The organism is Streptomyces sp. NPDC050842 (assembly GCF_044456565.1).
Classification (GTDB): domain Bacteria; phylum Actinomycetota; class Actinomycetes; order Streptomycetales; family Streptomycetaceae; genus Streptomyces.
On the sequence record NZ_JBITGA010000003.1, the window covers coordinates 201,034 to 215,289 of the forward strand.

Consider the following 14,256-nt stretch of genomic DNA (forward strand, 5'->3'; position numbering starts at 1 on the left):
AGGGGGTGACGGTCATGGGGGCTGCCCGGACGCAGCGGACGTTCCGGGGCAAGAACAAGGCCCCGAAATGGAAGAAGCCCGGCGACGGGCAGGTGGCGGTGATGGTCCTGCCGCTGGCCGTCACCGATCCCGCCGACCTCGCTCGGCTGAGCAAGCTGTTCGGTGCGATGTGGAACATCAAGCGGGCAGTCCAGCGGGACGCCCGCGCCAGGGTCGACGCCTACTGGGCCGCGTTCCACGAGCGCGACCGGGACGGGGCGAAGGCCGTACGCCAGCACCTCGGCCTCTCCCGTGAAGCTCTGGAGCGGTGCGCGTACAAGCACCTCGAAGCCTCCGGGCACCTCAAGCACCACGTCTCGAAGGCCCTGGCCATGCACATGGCTGATGAGGTGTGGAACGGCGTACAGAGGCACCTGTTCCCGGACGCCACCGGCAACCGCTTCGGGAAGCCGAAGCTCGGACGGTGGTACGACTTCACCCGCATCCCCGGCCGCGCCCGTTCCCACACCACCGAACGGAAGTGGGAGACCTTCCGCCTGGTCGGCTCTTTGCACGGCCACGCTAGGGCCTACAGCGACGGTGGCCGGCACCCCGTGCAGCAGCCGCGCCGGATGCCAGTGCTGGTGGCGCCGTCCGGCGCCGTGGCCACGGGCAAGACCACCACGTCGGGGAAGCCGGGGACTCGGAAGGCGACATGGTGGGACCACACCGGCCCGCTCGCCGTCGTGTTCGCGGGCGGCCCCGACTCCGGCCGCGGTGACCTCGTACTCCCGGTACGCATCCCGCAGCAGCCGGGCCAGTGGGCGCGTGTCGAGCACTTCCTCATCGATCCGGGTCGCTGGCACAAGGTCGATCTTGTACGACGGCGTAAGGCATCCGCGCCGGGGGGCGGCTGGGTGTACGAGGCGCACTTGATGATCCTCGGCCCCGGATACACCGCTCCCTCTGTGTGCGCCATGCGCGAGCAGGCAGCCGCCATGGACCGGATCGGCGGGGTGGACGGCAATGTCTCAAACATCTCCATCGTCTCCTTCCCCGCAAGCCTCGACCCCGCCGAGGGGGCCCCGGCCTCCACCGAGATCACCCTCAGCCCGCAGGAACGCGTGCTCCTGGAGCGGGAGGCGAAGAAGCGGCGCGGCCGTGGGCGGGCACTGGAGCGCTCCCGCCGGGCCACGAACGCTGCGCAGTACGGTCTGTCGAGGAAGTAGACCCGACGCGCTGAGCAGCGGGCCTGCAAGGGACTGGAGCCCAGGACCGTCAGCGTGCCCGGCGGTGCCCGTGCAGCCCGTGTCGATGGGGTGCCGAAGCAGGCGTTCCGCCGCGACCTGCTGTCGGTCAACTACCGGCAGTATCGCGCCCGCCAGACCGAAGCAGCCGCCAGCAGCGCGGAGCACCGACGCCACCGCGCACGCGCCCTCGCCCGTCAGATCATCGCCGCCCACGGCCCCGTCCTCGTGGTCGAGGACTGCGACATCCGCACCTGGTACCGGCTATGGGGCAAGCGTCTTTCCCAGACCGCACCCGGTCTGCTCATCGCCGCCCTTGAGCGTGAGTGCCAGGCTGCGGGCGGCCGATTCGTCCCGGCCTCCACCTGGTCCACCGCGCTGTCACAGCACTGCCTGTGCGGCGAGCGCGCACGGAAGACCCTCCGTGACCGTGAGCACAAGTGCATTGTCTGCGGCCTGGCCGGGAAGCGCGATCTTGTATCCGCCGCGCTGGCCGTCTTCGTCCGCTTCACCGACGTGGACGACCCCAAGACCGCGTACCTGGACACCACCGCGTCCCGGCACGCACAGATCATCTTCTCCGAAGGGCTGGAAGAAGCCCTGCGGGAGTCAACCACACCGTGCCAGAACGCCCCTGCGGGTGCTGGTCGCGTGGCAGTCCCACGGCAACGCCCTGGGACCTCTGCTCCCCGAACCGCCGGAGTGCGGGACCGAGCAACCCCAGATGAGCCACCGCAAGGTGACCACGCTGGAGCGCCCGGCCCCCGCCCCGGTTGCGACCGCAGCTCACCCTCTGGTGAGCTGCGGATCACGTCTTAGATCGCCAGCGAGAGCACCACCGGCGCGGCCCGCCGGTTGAGCGTGTCCGCCGCGGCGCGCAGCCGGTGGGCGTGCTCGATCGGCAGGGAGAGTGCCAGGCAGCCCACCGCCGAGCCCGCCGTCAGCGGGACGGCGGCGCAGACCGTGCCGACCGCGTACTCCTGGAGGTCGAGCACGGGGACCGTCGCCGGCTGGCTGTCGAGCTTCGAGAAGAGGATCCGCTCGTTGGTGATCGTCCGGGAGGTCAGCCTGGCGATCTTGTGGCGGGCGAGGTGGTCCCGGCGCCCGTTCTGGTCGAGCTGGGTGAGCAGGCACTTGCCGACGGCGCTGGCGTGCGCCGCCGAGCGGAAGTCCACCCATTCGTTGACCTTCGGGGTGCGCGGCCCGTCGGCGAACTGGGTGATCTTCACTTCGCCGTCGATGTACCGGCTGATGTAGACGGCCGCGCCGACGGAGTCGCGCAGCTCGGTCAGGGTCTCCTGGAGCTTGGCCTCCAGGGCTTCGCGGCGGGTCAGGCCGGAACCCAGGAGGACGAGGGAGTCCCCGATGACGTACGCGCCGTCGGCGACCTGCTCGACGTACCCCTCGCGGCGGAGCATGAGGAGCAGCGACGAGAGATGAGCGACGGGCAGGCCCGTCTCGCGGGCGATCTGGACGTCCGTCACTCCGCCACCGTGCCGTGAGACCGTCTCGAGGACGCGCAAGGCGTATTGCACCGAGTGGAACGGCGCGGTGGGCTCGGGCTTCAGCGCCACGGTTTCCCCCTACCAGGTTGTGACCGCAAGCTTTCGTACCACGATAGCCGCCAAGCACCCTTTCAGGGGCGGCTGTTGGCGAGAATGATGCGGAGGATCCCCGTCGTAGCCTGCGGTGCACCACCCTGGCATATGCCTATGTCATGACTCCTTCAGAGAGTCTCAGGTCAGGGCCGTGCGGGGCCGGGTTCGCGCGCGCGTTCGGGTGGTGACGCCCGGGAGATTTTTTACGGGGAAGCGGACCCGCTCAGGGCTCCGCCGGTGGCCGAGAACATACGGAATAAGCGGAGACCCCCTCCTGTTGTGGATCGGATGCAGTGTCCGCACCATCCGCACGTGTGCCGAGGAGGGTCCCTACGGTGACCGACGCTATTCGAGGAGAGGCGCGGGGAGCCGCGCCCGTACCGCTGTCCGTACTGGACCTGGTGACCGTCGGCAGCGGGCGGACCGCGACGCAGGCGCTGGCCACCAGCGTCGAGCTGAGCCGGCTCGCCGAGCGGCGCGGCTTCCACCGGCACTGGGTGGCCGAGCACCACTCCATGCCCGGCGTCGCCTCCTCCTCCCCGGCGGTGATCCTCGCCCACCTCGCCGCCCACACCCGTCGCATCCGCCTCGGCTCCGGCGGCGTGATGCTGCCCAACCACGCCCCGCTCGTCATCGCCGAGCAGTTCGGCACCCTGGAGGCCTTCGCCCCGGGCCGGATCGACCTCGGCCTCGGCCGCGCGCCCGGCACCGACGGCGCCACGGCCGCCGCCCTGCGGCGCACGGACCGGCTGAACGAGGGGGCATTGGGGTCTCCCCTGCTCGAGCGAAGCCGAGAGCTTGGGGAAGACTTCCCCGAGCAGCTCGCCGAGCTGACGCGCTTCCTGGACGACGACTTCCCCGACGGGCACCCGTACGCCCGGATCCACGCCGTGCCCGGCCCGGTGCAGGGCCCGAAGGGGCGGCCGCCGGTCTGGCTGCTCGGCTCCTCCGGCTTCAGCGCCCGCCTCGCCGGTCTGCTCGGACTGCCCTTCGCCTTCGCCCACCACTTCTCCGCCCGGAACACGATCCCGGCGCTCGACCTCTACCGGGAATCCTTCCGGCCCTCGGGGGTCCTCGACGCCCCGTACGCGATGATCGGCGTCGCGGCGCTCGCCGCCGACGAGGCGGAGCAGGCCCGCCGCCAGGTCCTCACCGGCGCGCTCGCGATGCTGCGGCTGCGCACCGGCCGGCCCGGCCTGGTGCCGACGCCCGAGGAGGCGGAGGCGTACGACTTCAGCCCCGCCGAGCGGGAGTTCGTCGACGGATGGCTGGCGAACATCGTGTACGGCACCCCAGGCGAGGTCCGCACGGGCCTCGACGACCTCCGGAAGCGCACGGGCGCGGACGAACTGATGATCACGGCCAACGCGCACGGCGGGGAGGCCCGGCTCCGGAGCTACGAGCTGATCGCCGACGCGTACGAGCTCCCGCACCTGCCGGAGGCGTCGGACTCCGAGGCGGGGACGGATTCCGGCGAGGGGACGGCCGGGTAAAAACCCTGGTTTCCTCGTCAGGTTGGTTCGTTCCCGAACCACCTCGGCGGCACCCCTAAGTGAACCTTAAACCGCTCGTCACCCATGGTGGCGGGCGGTTCCGTTTTGTGCTGCACCTCTCTGACAAGGGCTTTCCTCGCCGAATTGGTCTAGTCCTCAATCTGGTTCAGACCATTGACGCGCTGTTCATGTGCCGGTTATCACTTCCTCAGCTCCTGTACGGCACCACCCAGTTCACCCCCCTTCGGAGGCCGCACGTGCACCCCCGTAAGCCATTGATCGCCGCGCTCCTCAGCTCGGCCCTCGCCGCCGGCGCGCTCGCCGCGACCGTCGGCCTCGGCTCCGCCCAGGCGGCCGACACGTCGACCACTGCCTCTGCGGGCAATGTGCGCATCGCGTACTACGACCAGTGGAGCGTCTACGGCAACGCGTTCTACCCCAAGCACCTCGACACCCGGGGCATCGCGAGCAAGCTGGACGTCATCAACTACTCGTTCGGCAACATCCACCCCACCAACCTCACCTGTTTCATGGCCAACAAGGCCGCGGGTGACGACAACAACCCCAACGCGGGTGACGGTGCGGGCGACTCGTACGCCGACTACCAGAAGTCCTTCAGTGCGGCGGACAGCGTCGACGGCGTCGCCGACAAGTGGGACCAGCCGATCGTGGGCGTCTTCAACCAGTTCAAGGAACTGAAGGCGAAGTACCCCCACCTGAAGATCAACATCTCGCTGGGCGGCTGGACTTACTCCAAGTACTTCCACGACGCGGCGAAGACGGACGCGAGCCGCAAGAAGCTCGTCTCCTCCTGCATCGACCAGTACCTCAAGGGCAACCTGCCCGTGGAGGGCGGCTTCGGCGGCGCGGGCACGGCGGCCGGCATCTTCGACGGCATCGACATCGACTGGGAGTACCCGGGCTCCTCCGGCGGCCACCTGGGCAACCACTACGGCCCCGAGGACAAGCAGAACTTCACCCTCCTCCTCGCCGAGTTCCGCAAGCAGCTCGACGAGTACGGCGCGGCCAACGGCGGCAAGAAGTACCTGCTGACCTCGGCCCTCCCGGCCGGCCAGGACAAGATCAAGTACATCGAGACCGACAAGATCGGCCAGTACTTGGACTACGCCAACATCATGACGTACGACATGCACGGCGCCTGGGACGGTGACGGGCCGACGTACCACCAGTCCCCGCTGTACCCCTCGACGAACGACCCGACCGACGTGATCGCGCCGGGCACCGAGAAGTACAGCATCGACTCCGCCATCGACTCCTGGATCGACGGCAACCCGGCCTACGGCATCGCGGGCGGCTTCCCCGCCAACAAGCTGACCCTGGGCTACGAGTTCTACTACCGCGGCTGGAAGGGCGTGCCGGCCGGCACCACCAACGGCCTCGCGCAGACCGCCACCGGCGGCTCGGGCGCCCGCCCGCTCAGCCAGCAGGCCGGCATCGCGCACTACAAGGAGCTCGGCGGCATCGTCGACAACGCGTCGACGACCTTCTGGGACGACCAGTCGAAGTCCTCGTACTTCTACAAGGACGGCGAGTTCTTCACCGGCCTCAACCAGAAGTCCGTCCAGGCCCGGGTGGACTACGGCAAGCAGCGCGGCCTGGCCGGCGCGATGATGTACTCGCTCCTCGGCCTGGACGAGAACGCCACCCTGCTGGGCCAGATCAACACCGCGCTCGGCGCCACCACCACGCCGCCGACCACGACGCCGCCGACCACCCCGCCGACGACGCCGCCCACCACCCCGCCCACCACGCCCCCGACGACGCCGCCCACGGGCTGCGGCTCGGTCCCGGCCTACGTGGCCGGCACGGTCTACAACGCGGGCAACGAGGTCTCCCACAACGGCCGCAAGTACAAGGCCCAGTGGTGGACGCAGAACGAGACGCCGGGCACGACCGGCGAGTGGGGCGTCTGGAAGGACCTGGGCGCCTGCTGAGGCCCTGACCTCCTGACCCCTGACCTCCTGACACCCCGCACCACCTCATGAACCACTGCCCCCGCCCGGAATGTCCCTCCGGCCGGGGGCAGTTCCATGCCCGGTGTACGAGGGCGGGCGCGGCTCAGACCCGCAGCGGCTCCGTGCCGATCAGTTCGGCGATGCGGTCCGGGGCCACCGCCCGCGAGTACAGCCAGCCCTGCCCCGTGTCGCAGCCGATCCGGCGCAGCCGGGCGGCCTGCCCCGAGGTCTCGACGCACTCGGCGGTGACCGTGAGCCCGAGCCGGTGCGCGAGCTGGACGAGCGCCTCGACGATCAGCTCGTCGGCCGGGTTGGCGTGCTCCTCGTCCTGGAAGCCGCGGACGAAGGAGCCGTCCAGCTTGAGGACGGAGACCGGAAGCCGGCTCAGGTAGGCCAGGTTCGAGTAGCCGGTGCCGAAGTCGTCGATCGCGATCCGCACGCCCATGTCGCTCAGCGCCTGGAGTGCCTGGAGCGGCCGTCCGGCCGAGCCCATCACGGCGGACTCGGTCAGTTCGAGCTGGAGCAGGTGCGGGGCGAGCCCGGTCTCCGCGAGGATCCCGGCGACGTCCGCGACCAGGTCGGAGTCCCAGACCTGCCGGACCGCCACGTTGACGCTGACGAAGATCGGGCGCTCGCGCGGATGGTCCTTCTGCCACTGCCGGGCCTGGCGGCAGGCGGTCCGCAGCACCCACCGCCCGAGCTCGACGATGGAGCCGTCCTCCTCGGCGATGGCGATGAACCGATTCGGCGGGAGCGAGCCGAACTGCGGGTGGTTCCAGCGCACCAGCGCCTCCACCCCGCGCACCGCCCCGTCCGTCAGGTCCACGAGCGGCTGGTACTCGAGGCCGAACTCCTCGCGCTCCACGGCGGGGCGGAGCGTGGAGGAGAGCGCCTGCCGGGTCATCCGGTGCGCGTTGCGCTCCGGGTCGAAGAGGGTCCAGCGGGCCTTGCCGTCCGCCTTCGCCCAGTACAGCGTGGTGTCGGCGGCCTGCATGAGGGCGGTCGCCGTCGTCCCGTGCGCGTTGCGCTCGATGACGCCGATGGAGGCGGAGACGGCGAGCCGCTGACCGCCCAGGTCGAAGGGGAGCTGGAGCGCGCGCAGCACCGAGCGGGCCAGGTCGGCCAGTTGTTCCGTACCGGTGGAGTCCTCGACGAGGATCGCGAACTCGTCGCCGCCGAGCCGCGCCACGAGGTGGCCGCCGCTGCGGGTGTAGCCGTCGCTGTCCGCGCACTCGGTCAGGCGGGCGGCGACGGCGGCGAGGAGCCGGTCGCCGACCCGGTGGCCGAGGGTGTCGTTGACGGCCTTGAAGCCGTCGAGATCGAGGTAGCAGAGACCGATCCGCCCTGTTCTGCCATACCCGTACGACTCATGTGACTCATGTGACTCGTAGGACGAGTCGGCCGGTGCGGTGTCCGCCGGGGCGTCCTGGGCGGCGGCTTCCAGGGCCGACGAGAGCCGCTCGAAGAACAGGGCCCGGTTGGGCAGTCGGGTCACGGGGTCGTGCATCTGGAGGTGGCGCAGCCGCGCCTGGAGTTCGCGCCGGTCGCTGATGTCCGCGATCGACAGCAGGACGCGCCGGCTGTCCGGTACGGGGGAGACGGTGACCTCGGCCCAGAGCGAGCGCCCGTCGGGGTGCTTGAGCCGGCGCGTGCAGCGGAAGCGGGAGCGGCGGCCGCGGAGCACCTCGCGGTACGCGTGCCAGGTGCGGCCGTCGGAGGCGAGGTCGACGAGATCGGCGGCGGCCTGCTCGCGGAGCGCCCCGGCCTCGGTGCCGAGGAGGGCGCCGAAGGAGTCGTTGGCCGTGACGACGATGCCGTCCTGGTCGACGACGGCCATGGCGAGCTGCGCGGCCCGGAAGGCGGCGCGGTAGTCCCGGAGTTCGGCCGCCCGGCGGTCGGCGTCGCGGACGAGGTCGGTCTGACGCGCGGCGCAGGGGTCGGCGTGACGCTCCGTGACGGCGAGGTCGGTCGGGGGCGTCTCCGGCGGTTCTGGGTGCACCGGTCCTTCGGGGGTTTCGCTCACCGCTCGCTCCCGTAGTGCAGTCGGGCCGTTCACATGTGGTCGGGATGGTCGGCCAAGGAAAGTGTGCCGATCATAGAGCCAGGTCGGGGGGCCGTTCCAGCTCCGAGGCCGCTCCGGGGGTCACCGGACGCTGTGAGGCTCCCCACCGGGACCCGCCGCCCGATCGTTTCTGCACGGGTCTGACACGGGCCGGTGGCGACGTGACCGAATGTGACTTTCCGTGAGCTGTTGCCCGCTCGTGTCGCGTCGACCCGGCGGCGCTCCCTCACTCGACCGGGGCAGCGGAAACATGCGAAACGCCACAAATCATCACAAGGTGGTGGTGGGTGTCCCGTCCTACCGATCCGGAGGTCCACGTGAGGGGTCAGCAGCCACCCGGTGGAGTGGAGCGGCCGAGGCTGCGTGCCGGCGCGGCGGCCTTCACCGCGCTCGCCGCGCTCGCCGCCACGGGGCTCGTCGCGGGCCCCGCCGTCGGCGCGCCCGCGGCCGATCCCTGCGCCCTGCCCCGCACCGCGGCCCATCACTCGCTCGGCCTCGACACCTGGAACGGCTCCTATCCGCGCCCCACCCGCACCCTCGACGCGGTCATGATCTTCCTGTCGTTCCCGGACGCCACGCCGCTCACCACCCCGGCCGAGCTCGCCGCCGACCACTTCCCGGCCACCAGCGAGTACTTCGACCGCGCCTCCTACGGCCGCTTCGACCTGCGCGCGCACCCCCGGTCCGAGTGGACCCGGATGCCGCAGGCGTCGAGCGCGTACGACATACGGCGCGACTGGGACTCCGGGAAGCGCGCGGCCTACCTGCGCGACGCGGTCGCCGCCGCCGACGCGGACGTCGACTTCTCGCGGTACGACGTCGTCTACCTGGTCGCCGACCCGGACGCGCCCGGCGTGGACTCCGACGCGACGAAGGTCGTCAACCTCGAACGCCCGCTGGAGGTGGACGGCGCCGAGATCAAGCGGGTCGTCACGGTCTTCGAGCGGCACCCGCCCGACCGGAACGTCCTCGCCCACGAGACAGGCCACGTCTTCGACCTGCCCGACCTCTACCACCGCCCGGCGGACGGCAAGGGCGACTGGGACACCCACGTGGGCGACTGGGACGTCATGGGCAGTCAGTTCGGGCTCGCGCCCGACCTCTTCGGCTGGCACAAGTGGAAGCTCGGCTGGCTCTCGCGGGCCCAGGTGACGTGCGTCCAGGGGGTCGGCCCCCAGCTGGTCAGCCTGGAGCCGACCGAGGCCCCGCCCACGGAGAGCGGCACCCTCGGCACCCGGCTCGCCGTCGTCAGGACCGGCCAGGACAGCGTCGTGGCGATCGAGGCCCGGAGCGCCACCGGCAACGACGCCGGCACCTGCACCGAGGGCGTCCTCGTCTACCGGGTGCGCAGCGGCGCGGCATCCGGCGACGGACCGGTCCAGGTCGTCGACGCCCACCCGCGCACCGAGGCGTGCTGGGACCGCTCGGTCTACCCGCCGCTCGCGGACGCGCCGCTGGAGGAGGGCGAGACCTTCACCGTGCCCGGGACGGGCGTCCGCGTCGAGGTGGCGGACCGTACCGAGACGGGCGCCTGGACGGTGAAGGTCACCCCGCCCGTCGTGGGCTGACCCGGAGATCACGGGAGCACGAAGAAGCCCCCCGCTTCCGCGAGGGGCTTCTTCCGTCTGTGCGCCGCCAGGGACTCGAACCCCGGACCCGCTGATTAAGAGTCAGCTGCTCTAACCAACTGAGCTAGCGGCGCCTGCTGACGTCGTAGACATTAGCATCCGGATCGGCGGGAGGAAAAATCGATACCCGCACGTCGGGGGTGGCGGCCGCCCGCACGGCCCGCACGCAGGCCCAGAGCACCACCTCGGGTCCGGGCAGCCACGGGTTCCGCGTGTCGGGGGCCACCAGCCAGCGGGGCCCGGCGGAGTCGGCCGGGGTGAGCGGGGGCACGGTCACCGCGTCCCCGACGCCGTGACAGAGCGGCCGGGGGACGGCTTCGCCCCACTCCTCCCAGTCGAGCAGCGCCGGTAAACGCTGGGCCGTCCCGGGCGCGGCGAACAGCATCATCCGGCCCCGGTGCACGGCGACCGGCCCGGAACCGGGGCCGTCCGCCCACAGCCGGTCGAGCATCCGGCGCCCGAAGACCGGGTCCACGTTGACGACGTCGAAGACCGTCCCGCAGGGCAGCGCCGCGGGCGAGGCGGGGCTGGCCTCCCAGCGCGTGAGCGCGGCCCCGGGGCGACCCCCGGCGGCCGAGGCGAGCCAGGCCGCACCGTCGGCGGTCACGTGGGCGGTCTGGTGCCGCCCCTCGTCGCCCTCCCGCAGGAAACGGAAGATGTCGTACGGGGTCTCGTCGCGCAACCAGGTCGTCATGCGACCAGATCTACCGGCCGTGACGACCCGGTTTCCGAGAGTTGCCGGAATCCCGAACAAGAGGGGTGGCCGAGGAGTATCGTGCGCCCCGCATATGCCACGGGACGCCCCCGTCCGGCCTACTCCGGCGTCTGCTCGGGGCGTCCACTCCCGCCCGTCCCCGGAGCCCGACCCCCGCCGTCTACTCCTCCGGCGGACGCCCGTTCGCCCGGATCAGATCGCGGCCGAACTCGATCATCTTCAGGGCGTAGTCCTCGGTCCACTCCGCCCGCTCGGCGACGGCGGCCGCCGTCAGCCGGTCGAACCGGCGCGGGTCCGCCAGCTGCGCCGCCGCGATCGCCTGGAACTCCGTCGCGCGGTCCGTCGCCGCGCGGAACGCCAGCGTCAGCTCCGTCGCCCGCGCCAGCAGCTCGCGCGGGTCCTCTATCGACTCCAGGTCGAAGAAGTGCTCCGGATCGGCGGTCGCCTCGGCAGGCTCGAAGACCAGCGGTGCCGGCCGAAGCCGTCGCTGTCCGCTCCGCTCCGCGGGTTCCGCCATCGTTCTTCTCCTCCTCGCACAGGCACGGCCCGGGATCCCGGGCCGCTTTCCATTGTCTCGCGCCGCGCAAGAGCGCGAGGCTCCGGCCGCGCGCCCCGGCCGCGCGCCGGTTAGTCGTCCAGGCCGCGCAGGATCAGGCGCAAGCCGCCGAAGAACTCCTCGTCCGGGCTGATCCCGCCCGCGCTCCGTGCGGTCTCCGCCAGGTGGGGGAAGCGGTCCTTGGGCAGCGTGGCGATGGTCGCCGTGCCCTCGCCGGCGAGCGGTCCCAGGTGTTCGAGCTGAATCGCCCCGGTGACGTACCCGTGGAGGGCGCGCAGGGCGACGACTCGCCGACCGCCGTCGATCCCCGCCTCGGCCAGGATGCCGAGTACGGTCTCCGACCAGCGCAGCCCCCCGAGCGAACGGTGCCGGTGGGCGACGGTCAGCGAGACTGCCCCGGGGTGGGCGGCCATGCCGTCGCGCAGGCGCCCGACCATGATCTCGATCCGCTCTCGCCAAGGCGTGGCCGCAGACGGTGGGGTGGCATCGACGGTGTCGAGGACGCGCTCGGCCACGAGTCCTTCCAGTTCGTCGCGGTCGGTCACATAGCGATAGAGCCCCATGGGGCTCATGTCGAGTTCCTTGGCGACGGTGCGCATGGTGAGGGCGGCGAGCCCGTCGCGGTCGATGACGGCGAGGGCCGTGGCGGCCAGCTGGTCCTGGGTGAGGGAGCGGGGTCGAGGCATGGCAGTTGACAGCGTACGTCATACGCCTACGATTTAAGAGTACGACGTACGCCTACGGTTTCCGCGAGGAAGGTGTCCCATGCGCACGCCCACGTCCCGCTTACGGCTAGAACCTGGCCACTCCGTGTCAGCCCGCACGCTCACCCCGGTCCTCGGTCCCCCGGTCACGCTCCCGGATCCTGGACGCCACACCCATGTGCAGTTCCGGCGCTTCGCGGGCTGCCCGGTCTGCAACCTTCACCTGCGGTCGGCGGTTCTGAGGCACGAGGAGATCGAACGGGCCGGAATCCGGGAGGTCGTGCTCTTTCACTCGCCGGCGGACGAACTCCGTCAGCACGTGGCCCATCTGCCCTTCGCCGTCGTCGCGGATCCCGACCGACTCCTGTACGCCGAGTTCGGCGTGGAGGCCCGCCGAAGGGCCCTGCTCGACCCCCGTGCCTGGCCGGCTATCGCCCGAGCCGTCGTGCGCGGCGCCTGGGAGCTGCTCCGTGGCCGCGGCCACCTGCCCGCTGCCTCCCAGCCGGCCGGCCGTCTGGGCCTGCCGGCCGACTTCCTGATTGCTTCCGACGGTCGTGTCGCCGCCGTGAAGTACGGGGAGCACGTCTACGACCAGTGGTCGATCGATGAACTGCTCAGCCTTGCGTCGACCCTGAAGGCGGCCGAGTGATGCCGTTCCGGCTGTCACCGGGCACTCGTGTCCTGAAGATGCGGCGGATCAGCCGAGACTCCGAGGACAGCACAGCTTTGGCGCGTCAAGCCGACGCTTTGGACGGCGCGGCTGCTGAGGGGCGGTTCGATGAGGTCGGGGATGTGGAGGACTCGTTCGTCTCGGGCGCGGTGAGGCCTGAGGAGCGACCCGGCCTCGGCAGGTGGATGCGTGAGCCGCTCTGGTACGAGTGGGACGCGATCATGGTCACGTCCCTCGACCGCATCACGCGGAACCAGACGCACTGGGAGATGTTCGCGGATAAGTGCTACCAGGCCGGGAAGGACGTCATCTGCCTGGACGACCCCGAACTGGACATCGCTCCCGGCAACGGTCGGATGCTCGCATACATCAAGGCGACGCATGCGCAGGCGTACCGGGAAACCATCGTGCAGAAGCGGCGCAGTCAGACTCGTTACTACCGCGATGAATCGCTGTGGGGTGGAGGCACTTGGCCCTTCGGCTACCGGCCGGTTCTCACCGACCATCAGAGTCGGCGTCGCTACAAGCTGGCCATCGACCCGGTGACGGGCCCCTTGATCCGTGAGGCGTACGAGCGCATCGCTGAGCAGGGGTGGAGCATGAGCCGCCTGTGTCGGGACTGGAACGATCGGCGTGTTCTCACCTCGCAGGACTACCAGAGGAGCGCCAACGAGGCTGAGGGGAAGGGCGGGGTCAAGACCGAGGTCAAGGGTGTCAGGTGGACCACGTCCACTCTCGGAAAGATGCTGAAGAAGCCGACCCTCAAGGGAATCGCCATGCACAGGGGAGCGCCCTTGCTTCGGGACGGAGTTCCCGTGCGATGGGCGGCTCCGATCCTTAGTGACGAGGAGTTCGAGAAGTTACAAGCGGTGGTGACGGCCCTCGGGTTGCACCGGGCCGGAATCAAGCCTGGCGCGTCTCCCATGACGGGCGTTCTCTACTGCCCGTGCGGGAAGAAGATGTACGAGAACCGCTCGGCGGGAAAGCTGAGCACGGGAGAAATCCGGAGGCATGAGTACTTCCGGTGCTCCTCATGGTCCAACGGCGAAGCTTGCGCGTTCTCGGTCTCTTGGCCCCAAGCGCAGGTATACGCGACTGTCGAGCGCACCTTCCTGGCAAGGATGGGCGACAGGGAGATCACCGAGCGTCGATACATCCCGGGCAGGGGCAACAGGAAACGGATCAAGGAACTTGAACGGGCCATCGACAATCTGTCGCAATCAGTTGCCTTGGCCGCTTCTCCTGCGGTGATCGCTTCATTGACCGGTGCGATGGAGCGGCACGCGGCCACCCTCGAAGAGCTCTTCGCCGAGCGCTGCACGCCAGGCCGGTGGGAGGTCACCGGCACCGGCCGTACCTACGCCGAGCAGTGGTCTGCGCTGAGGGGGTGGAAGGAGCGAGGGTCTTTCCTTCGTGAGGCCGGATTTCGCCTCTTTGTCTGGGGTGACCCTGCCAAGAAAAGTCGAGGTGTGGCCATGTGTGTTATTGCGCCGATCGATGTTGCCGAGAGAACTGGCTCTGCGCCGGCAGGATCGGTCGAGCCGCACGACGAGGAACAGTGGAACCTCGATGCCTTCACGGTCTTCAAGGAAACGTGGGAGGGGCGAGATCTGCCTTCCGAGATCTGA

12 protein-coding genes and 1 tRNA gene are annotated in these 14,256 nt (G+C 70.3%); 7 read left to right on the forward strand and 6 right to left on the reverse strand.

What is annotated here, in order from left to right; all coding sequences use genetic code 11:
- Nucleotides 1-14: 14 nt before the first annotated feature.
- The gene (locus ACIBG6_RS10155; RefSeq protein WP_399222118.1) at nucleotides 15-1,208 is read left to right on the forward strand and encodes a hypothetical protein; all 1,194 of its coding nucleotides are present in this window, start codon (nucleotides 15-17) and stop codon (nucleotides 1,206-1,208) included.
- A 54-nt stretch (nucleotides 1,209-1,262) separates the two neighbouring features.
- Complete coding sequence (locus tag ACIBG6_RS10160; protein WP_399222119.1) at nucleotides 1,263-2,045, forward strand: hypothetical protein; 783 nt, start codon at nucleotides 1,263-1,265, stop codon at nucleotides 2,043-2,045.
- On the opposite strand, the gene ACIBG6_RS10165 is transcribed toward ACIBG6_RS10160, so the two are convergent.
- Nucleotides 2,042-2,800 (reverse strand): IclR family transcriptional regulator, encoded by a 759-nt coding sequence (locus tag ACIBG6_RS10165; RefSeq protein WP_024758909.1) that lies wholly within the window; start codon nucleotides 2,798-2,800, stop codon nucleotides 2,042-2,044. The genes ACIBG6_RS10160 and ACIBG6_RS10165 overlap by 4 nt on opposite strands.
- A gap of 359 nt (nucleotides 2,801-3,159) precedes the next feature.
- Here ACIBG6_RS10165 and ACIBG6_RS10170 point away from each other — a divergent pair, with 359 nt between their 5' ends.
- The gene (locus ACIBG6_RS10170; protein ID WP_399222120.1) at nucleotides 3,160-4,317 is read left to right on the forward strand and encodes an LLM class flavin-dependent oxidoreductase; all 1,158 of its coding nucleotides are present in this window, start codon (nucleotides 3,160-3,162) and stop codon (nucleotides 4,315-4,317) included.
- Between the two features lie 257 nt (nucleotides 4,318-4,574).
- On the forward strand, nucleotides 4,575-6,272 hold the full coding sequence (locus ACIBG6_RS10175) for a glycosyl hydrolase family 18 protein (protein ID WP_399222121.1): 1,698 nt from the start codon (nucleotides 4,575-4,577) through the stop codon (nucleotides 6,270-6,272).
- A gap of 124 nt (nucleotides 6,273-6,396) precedes the next feature.
- Here ACIBG6_RS10175 and ACIBG6_RS10180 read toward each other — a convergent pair whose 3' ends face one another.
- On the reverse strand, nucleotides 6,397-8,316 hold the full coding sequence (locus ACIBG6_RS10180) for a putative bifunctional diguanylate cyclase/phosphodiesterase (RefSeq protein WP_399222122.1): 1,920 nt from the start codon (nucleotides 8,314-8,316) through the stop codon (nucleotides 6,397-6,399).
- 326 nt (nucleotides 8,317-8,642) lie between these two features.
- Between ACIBG6_RS10180 and ACIBG6_RS10185 the strand changes: the two genes are divergently transcribed.
- Nucleotides 8,643-9,923 carry a M6 family metalloprotease domain-containing protein gene (locus ACIBG6_RS10185; protein ID WP_399222123.1) on the forward strand — a complete coding sequence of 427 codons (1,281 nt, stop codon included), beginning with the start codon at nucleotides 8,643-8,645 and terminating at the stop codon, nucleotides 9,921-9,923.
- A gap of 60 nt (nucleotides 9,924-9,983) precedes the next feature.
- On the opposite strand, the gene ACIBG6_RS10190 is transcribed toward ACIBG6_RS10185, so the two are convergent.
- The 4 genes from ACIBG6_RS10190 to ACIBG6_RS10205 form a co-directional block, all read right to left on the reverse strand.
- Nucleotides 9,984-10,057 (reverse strand) — tRNA-Lys (locus ACIBG6_RS10190).
- On the reverse strand, nucleotides 10,048-10,677 hold the full coding sequence (locus tag ACIBG6_RS10195) for a hypothetical protein (RefSeq protein WP_399222125.1): 630 nt from the start codon (nucleotides 10,675-10,677) through the stop codon (nucleotides 10,048-10,050). The genes ACIBG6_RS10190 and ACIBG6_RS10195 overlap by 10 nt, the downstream gene beginning before the upstream one ends.
- A 181-nt stretch (nucleotides 10,678-10,858) precedes the next feature.
- A complete protein-coding gene (locus tag ACIBG6_RS10200; RefSeq protein ID WP_399222126.1) occupies nucleotides 10,859-11,215 on the reverse strand; it encodes a hypothetical protein in 357 nt (118 codons plus the stop codon).
- Between the two features lie 110 nt (nucleotides 11,216-11,325).
- The gene (locus tag ACIBG6_RS10205; RefSeq protein ID WP_399222127.1) at nucleotides 11,326-11,940 is read right to left on the reverse strand and encodes a TetR/AcrR family transcriptional regulator; all 615 of its coding nucleotides are present in this window, start codon (nucleotides 11,938-11,940) and stop codon (nucleotides 11,326-11,328) included.
- A gap of 124 nt (nucleotides 11,941-12,064) precedes the next feature.
- Here ACIBG6_RS10205 and ACIBG6_RS10210 point away from each other — a divergent pair, with 124 nt between their 5' ends.
- Complete coding sequence (locus ACIBG6_RS10210; protein ID WP_399222128.1) at nucleotides 12,065-12,607, forward strand: peroxiredoxin-like family protein; 543 nt, start codon at nucleotides 12,065-12,067, stop codon at nucleotides 12,605-12,607.
- The gene (locus ACIBG6_RS10215) at nucleotides 12,607-14,256 is read left to right on the forward strand and encodes a recombinase family protein (RefSeq protein ID WP_399222129.1); all 1,650 of its coding nucleotides are present in this window, start codon (nucleotides 12,607-12,609) and stop codon (nucleotides 14,254-14,256) included. The genes ACIBG6_RS10210 and ACIBG6_RS10215 overlap by 1 nt, the downstream gene beginning before the upstream one ends.

Bases quoted from the DNA above. Each gene is read 5' to 3' on its own strand.
- ACIBG6_RS10155 (WP_399222118.1), top strand. From the start codon at position 15: ATGGGGGCTGCCCGGACGCAGCGGACGTTCCGGGGCAAGAACAAGGCC.
- ACIBG6_RS10195 (WP_399222125.1), bottom strand. From the start codon at position 10,677: ATGACGACCTGGTTGCGCGACGAGACCCCGTACGACATCTTCCGTTTC.
- ACIBG6_RS10200 (WP_399222126.1), bottom strand. From the start codon at position 11,215: ATGGCGGAACCCGCGGAGCGGAGCGGACAGCGACGGCTTCGGCCGGCA.
- ACIBG6_RS10205 (WP_399222127.1), bottom strand. From the start codon at position 11,940: ATGCCTCGACCCCGCTCCCTCACCCAGGACCAGCTGGCCGCCACGGCC.
- ACIBG6_RS10215 (WP_399222129.1), top strand. From the start codon at position 12,607: ATGCCGTTCCGGCTGTCACCGGGCACTCGTGTCCTGAAGATGCGGCGG.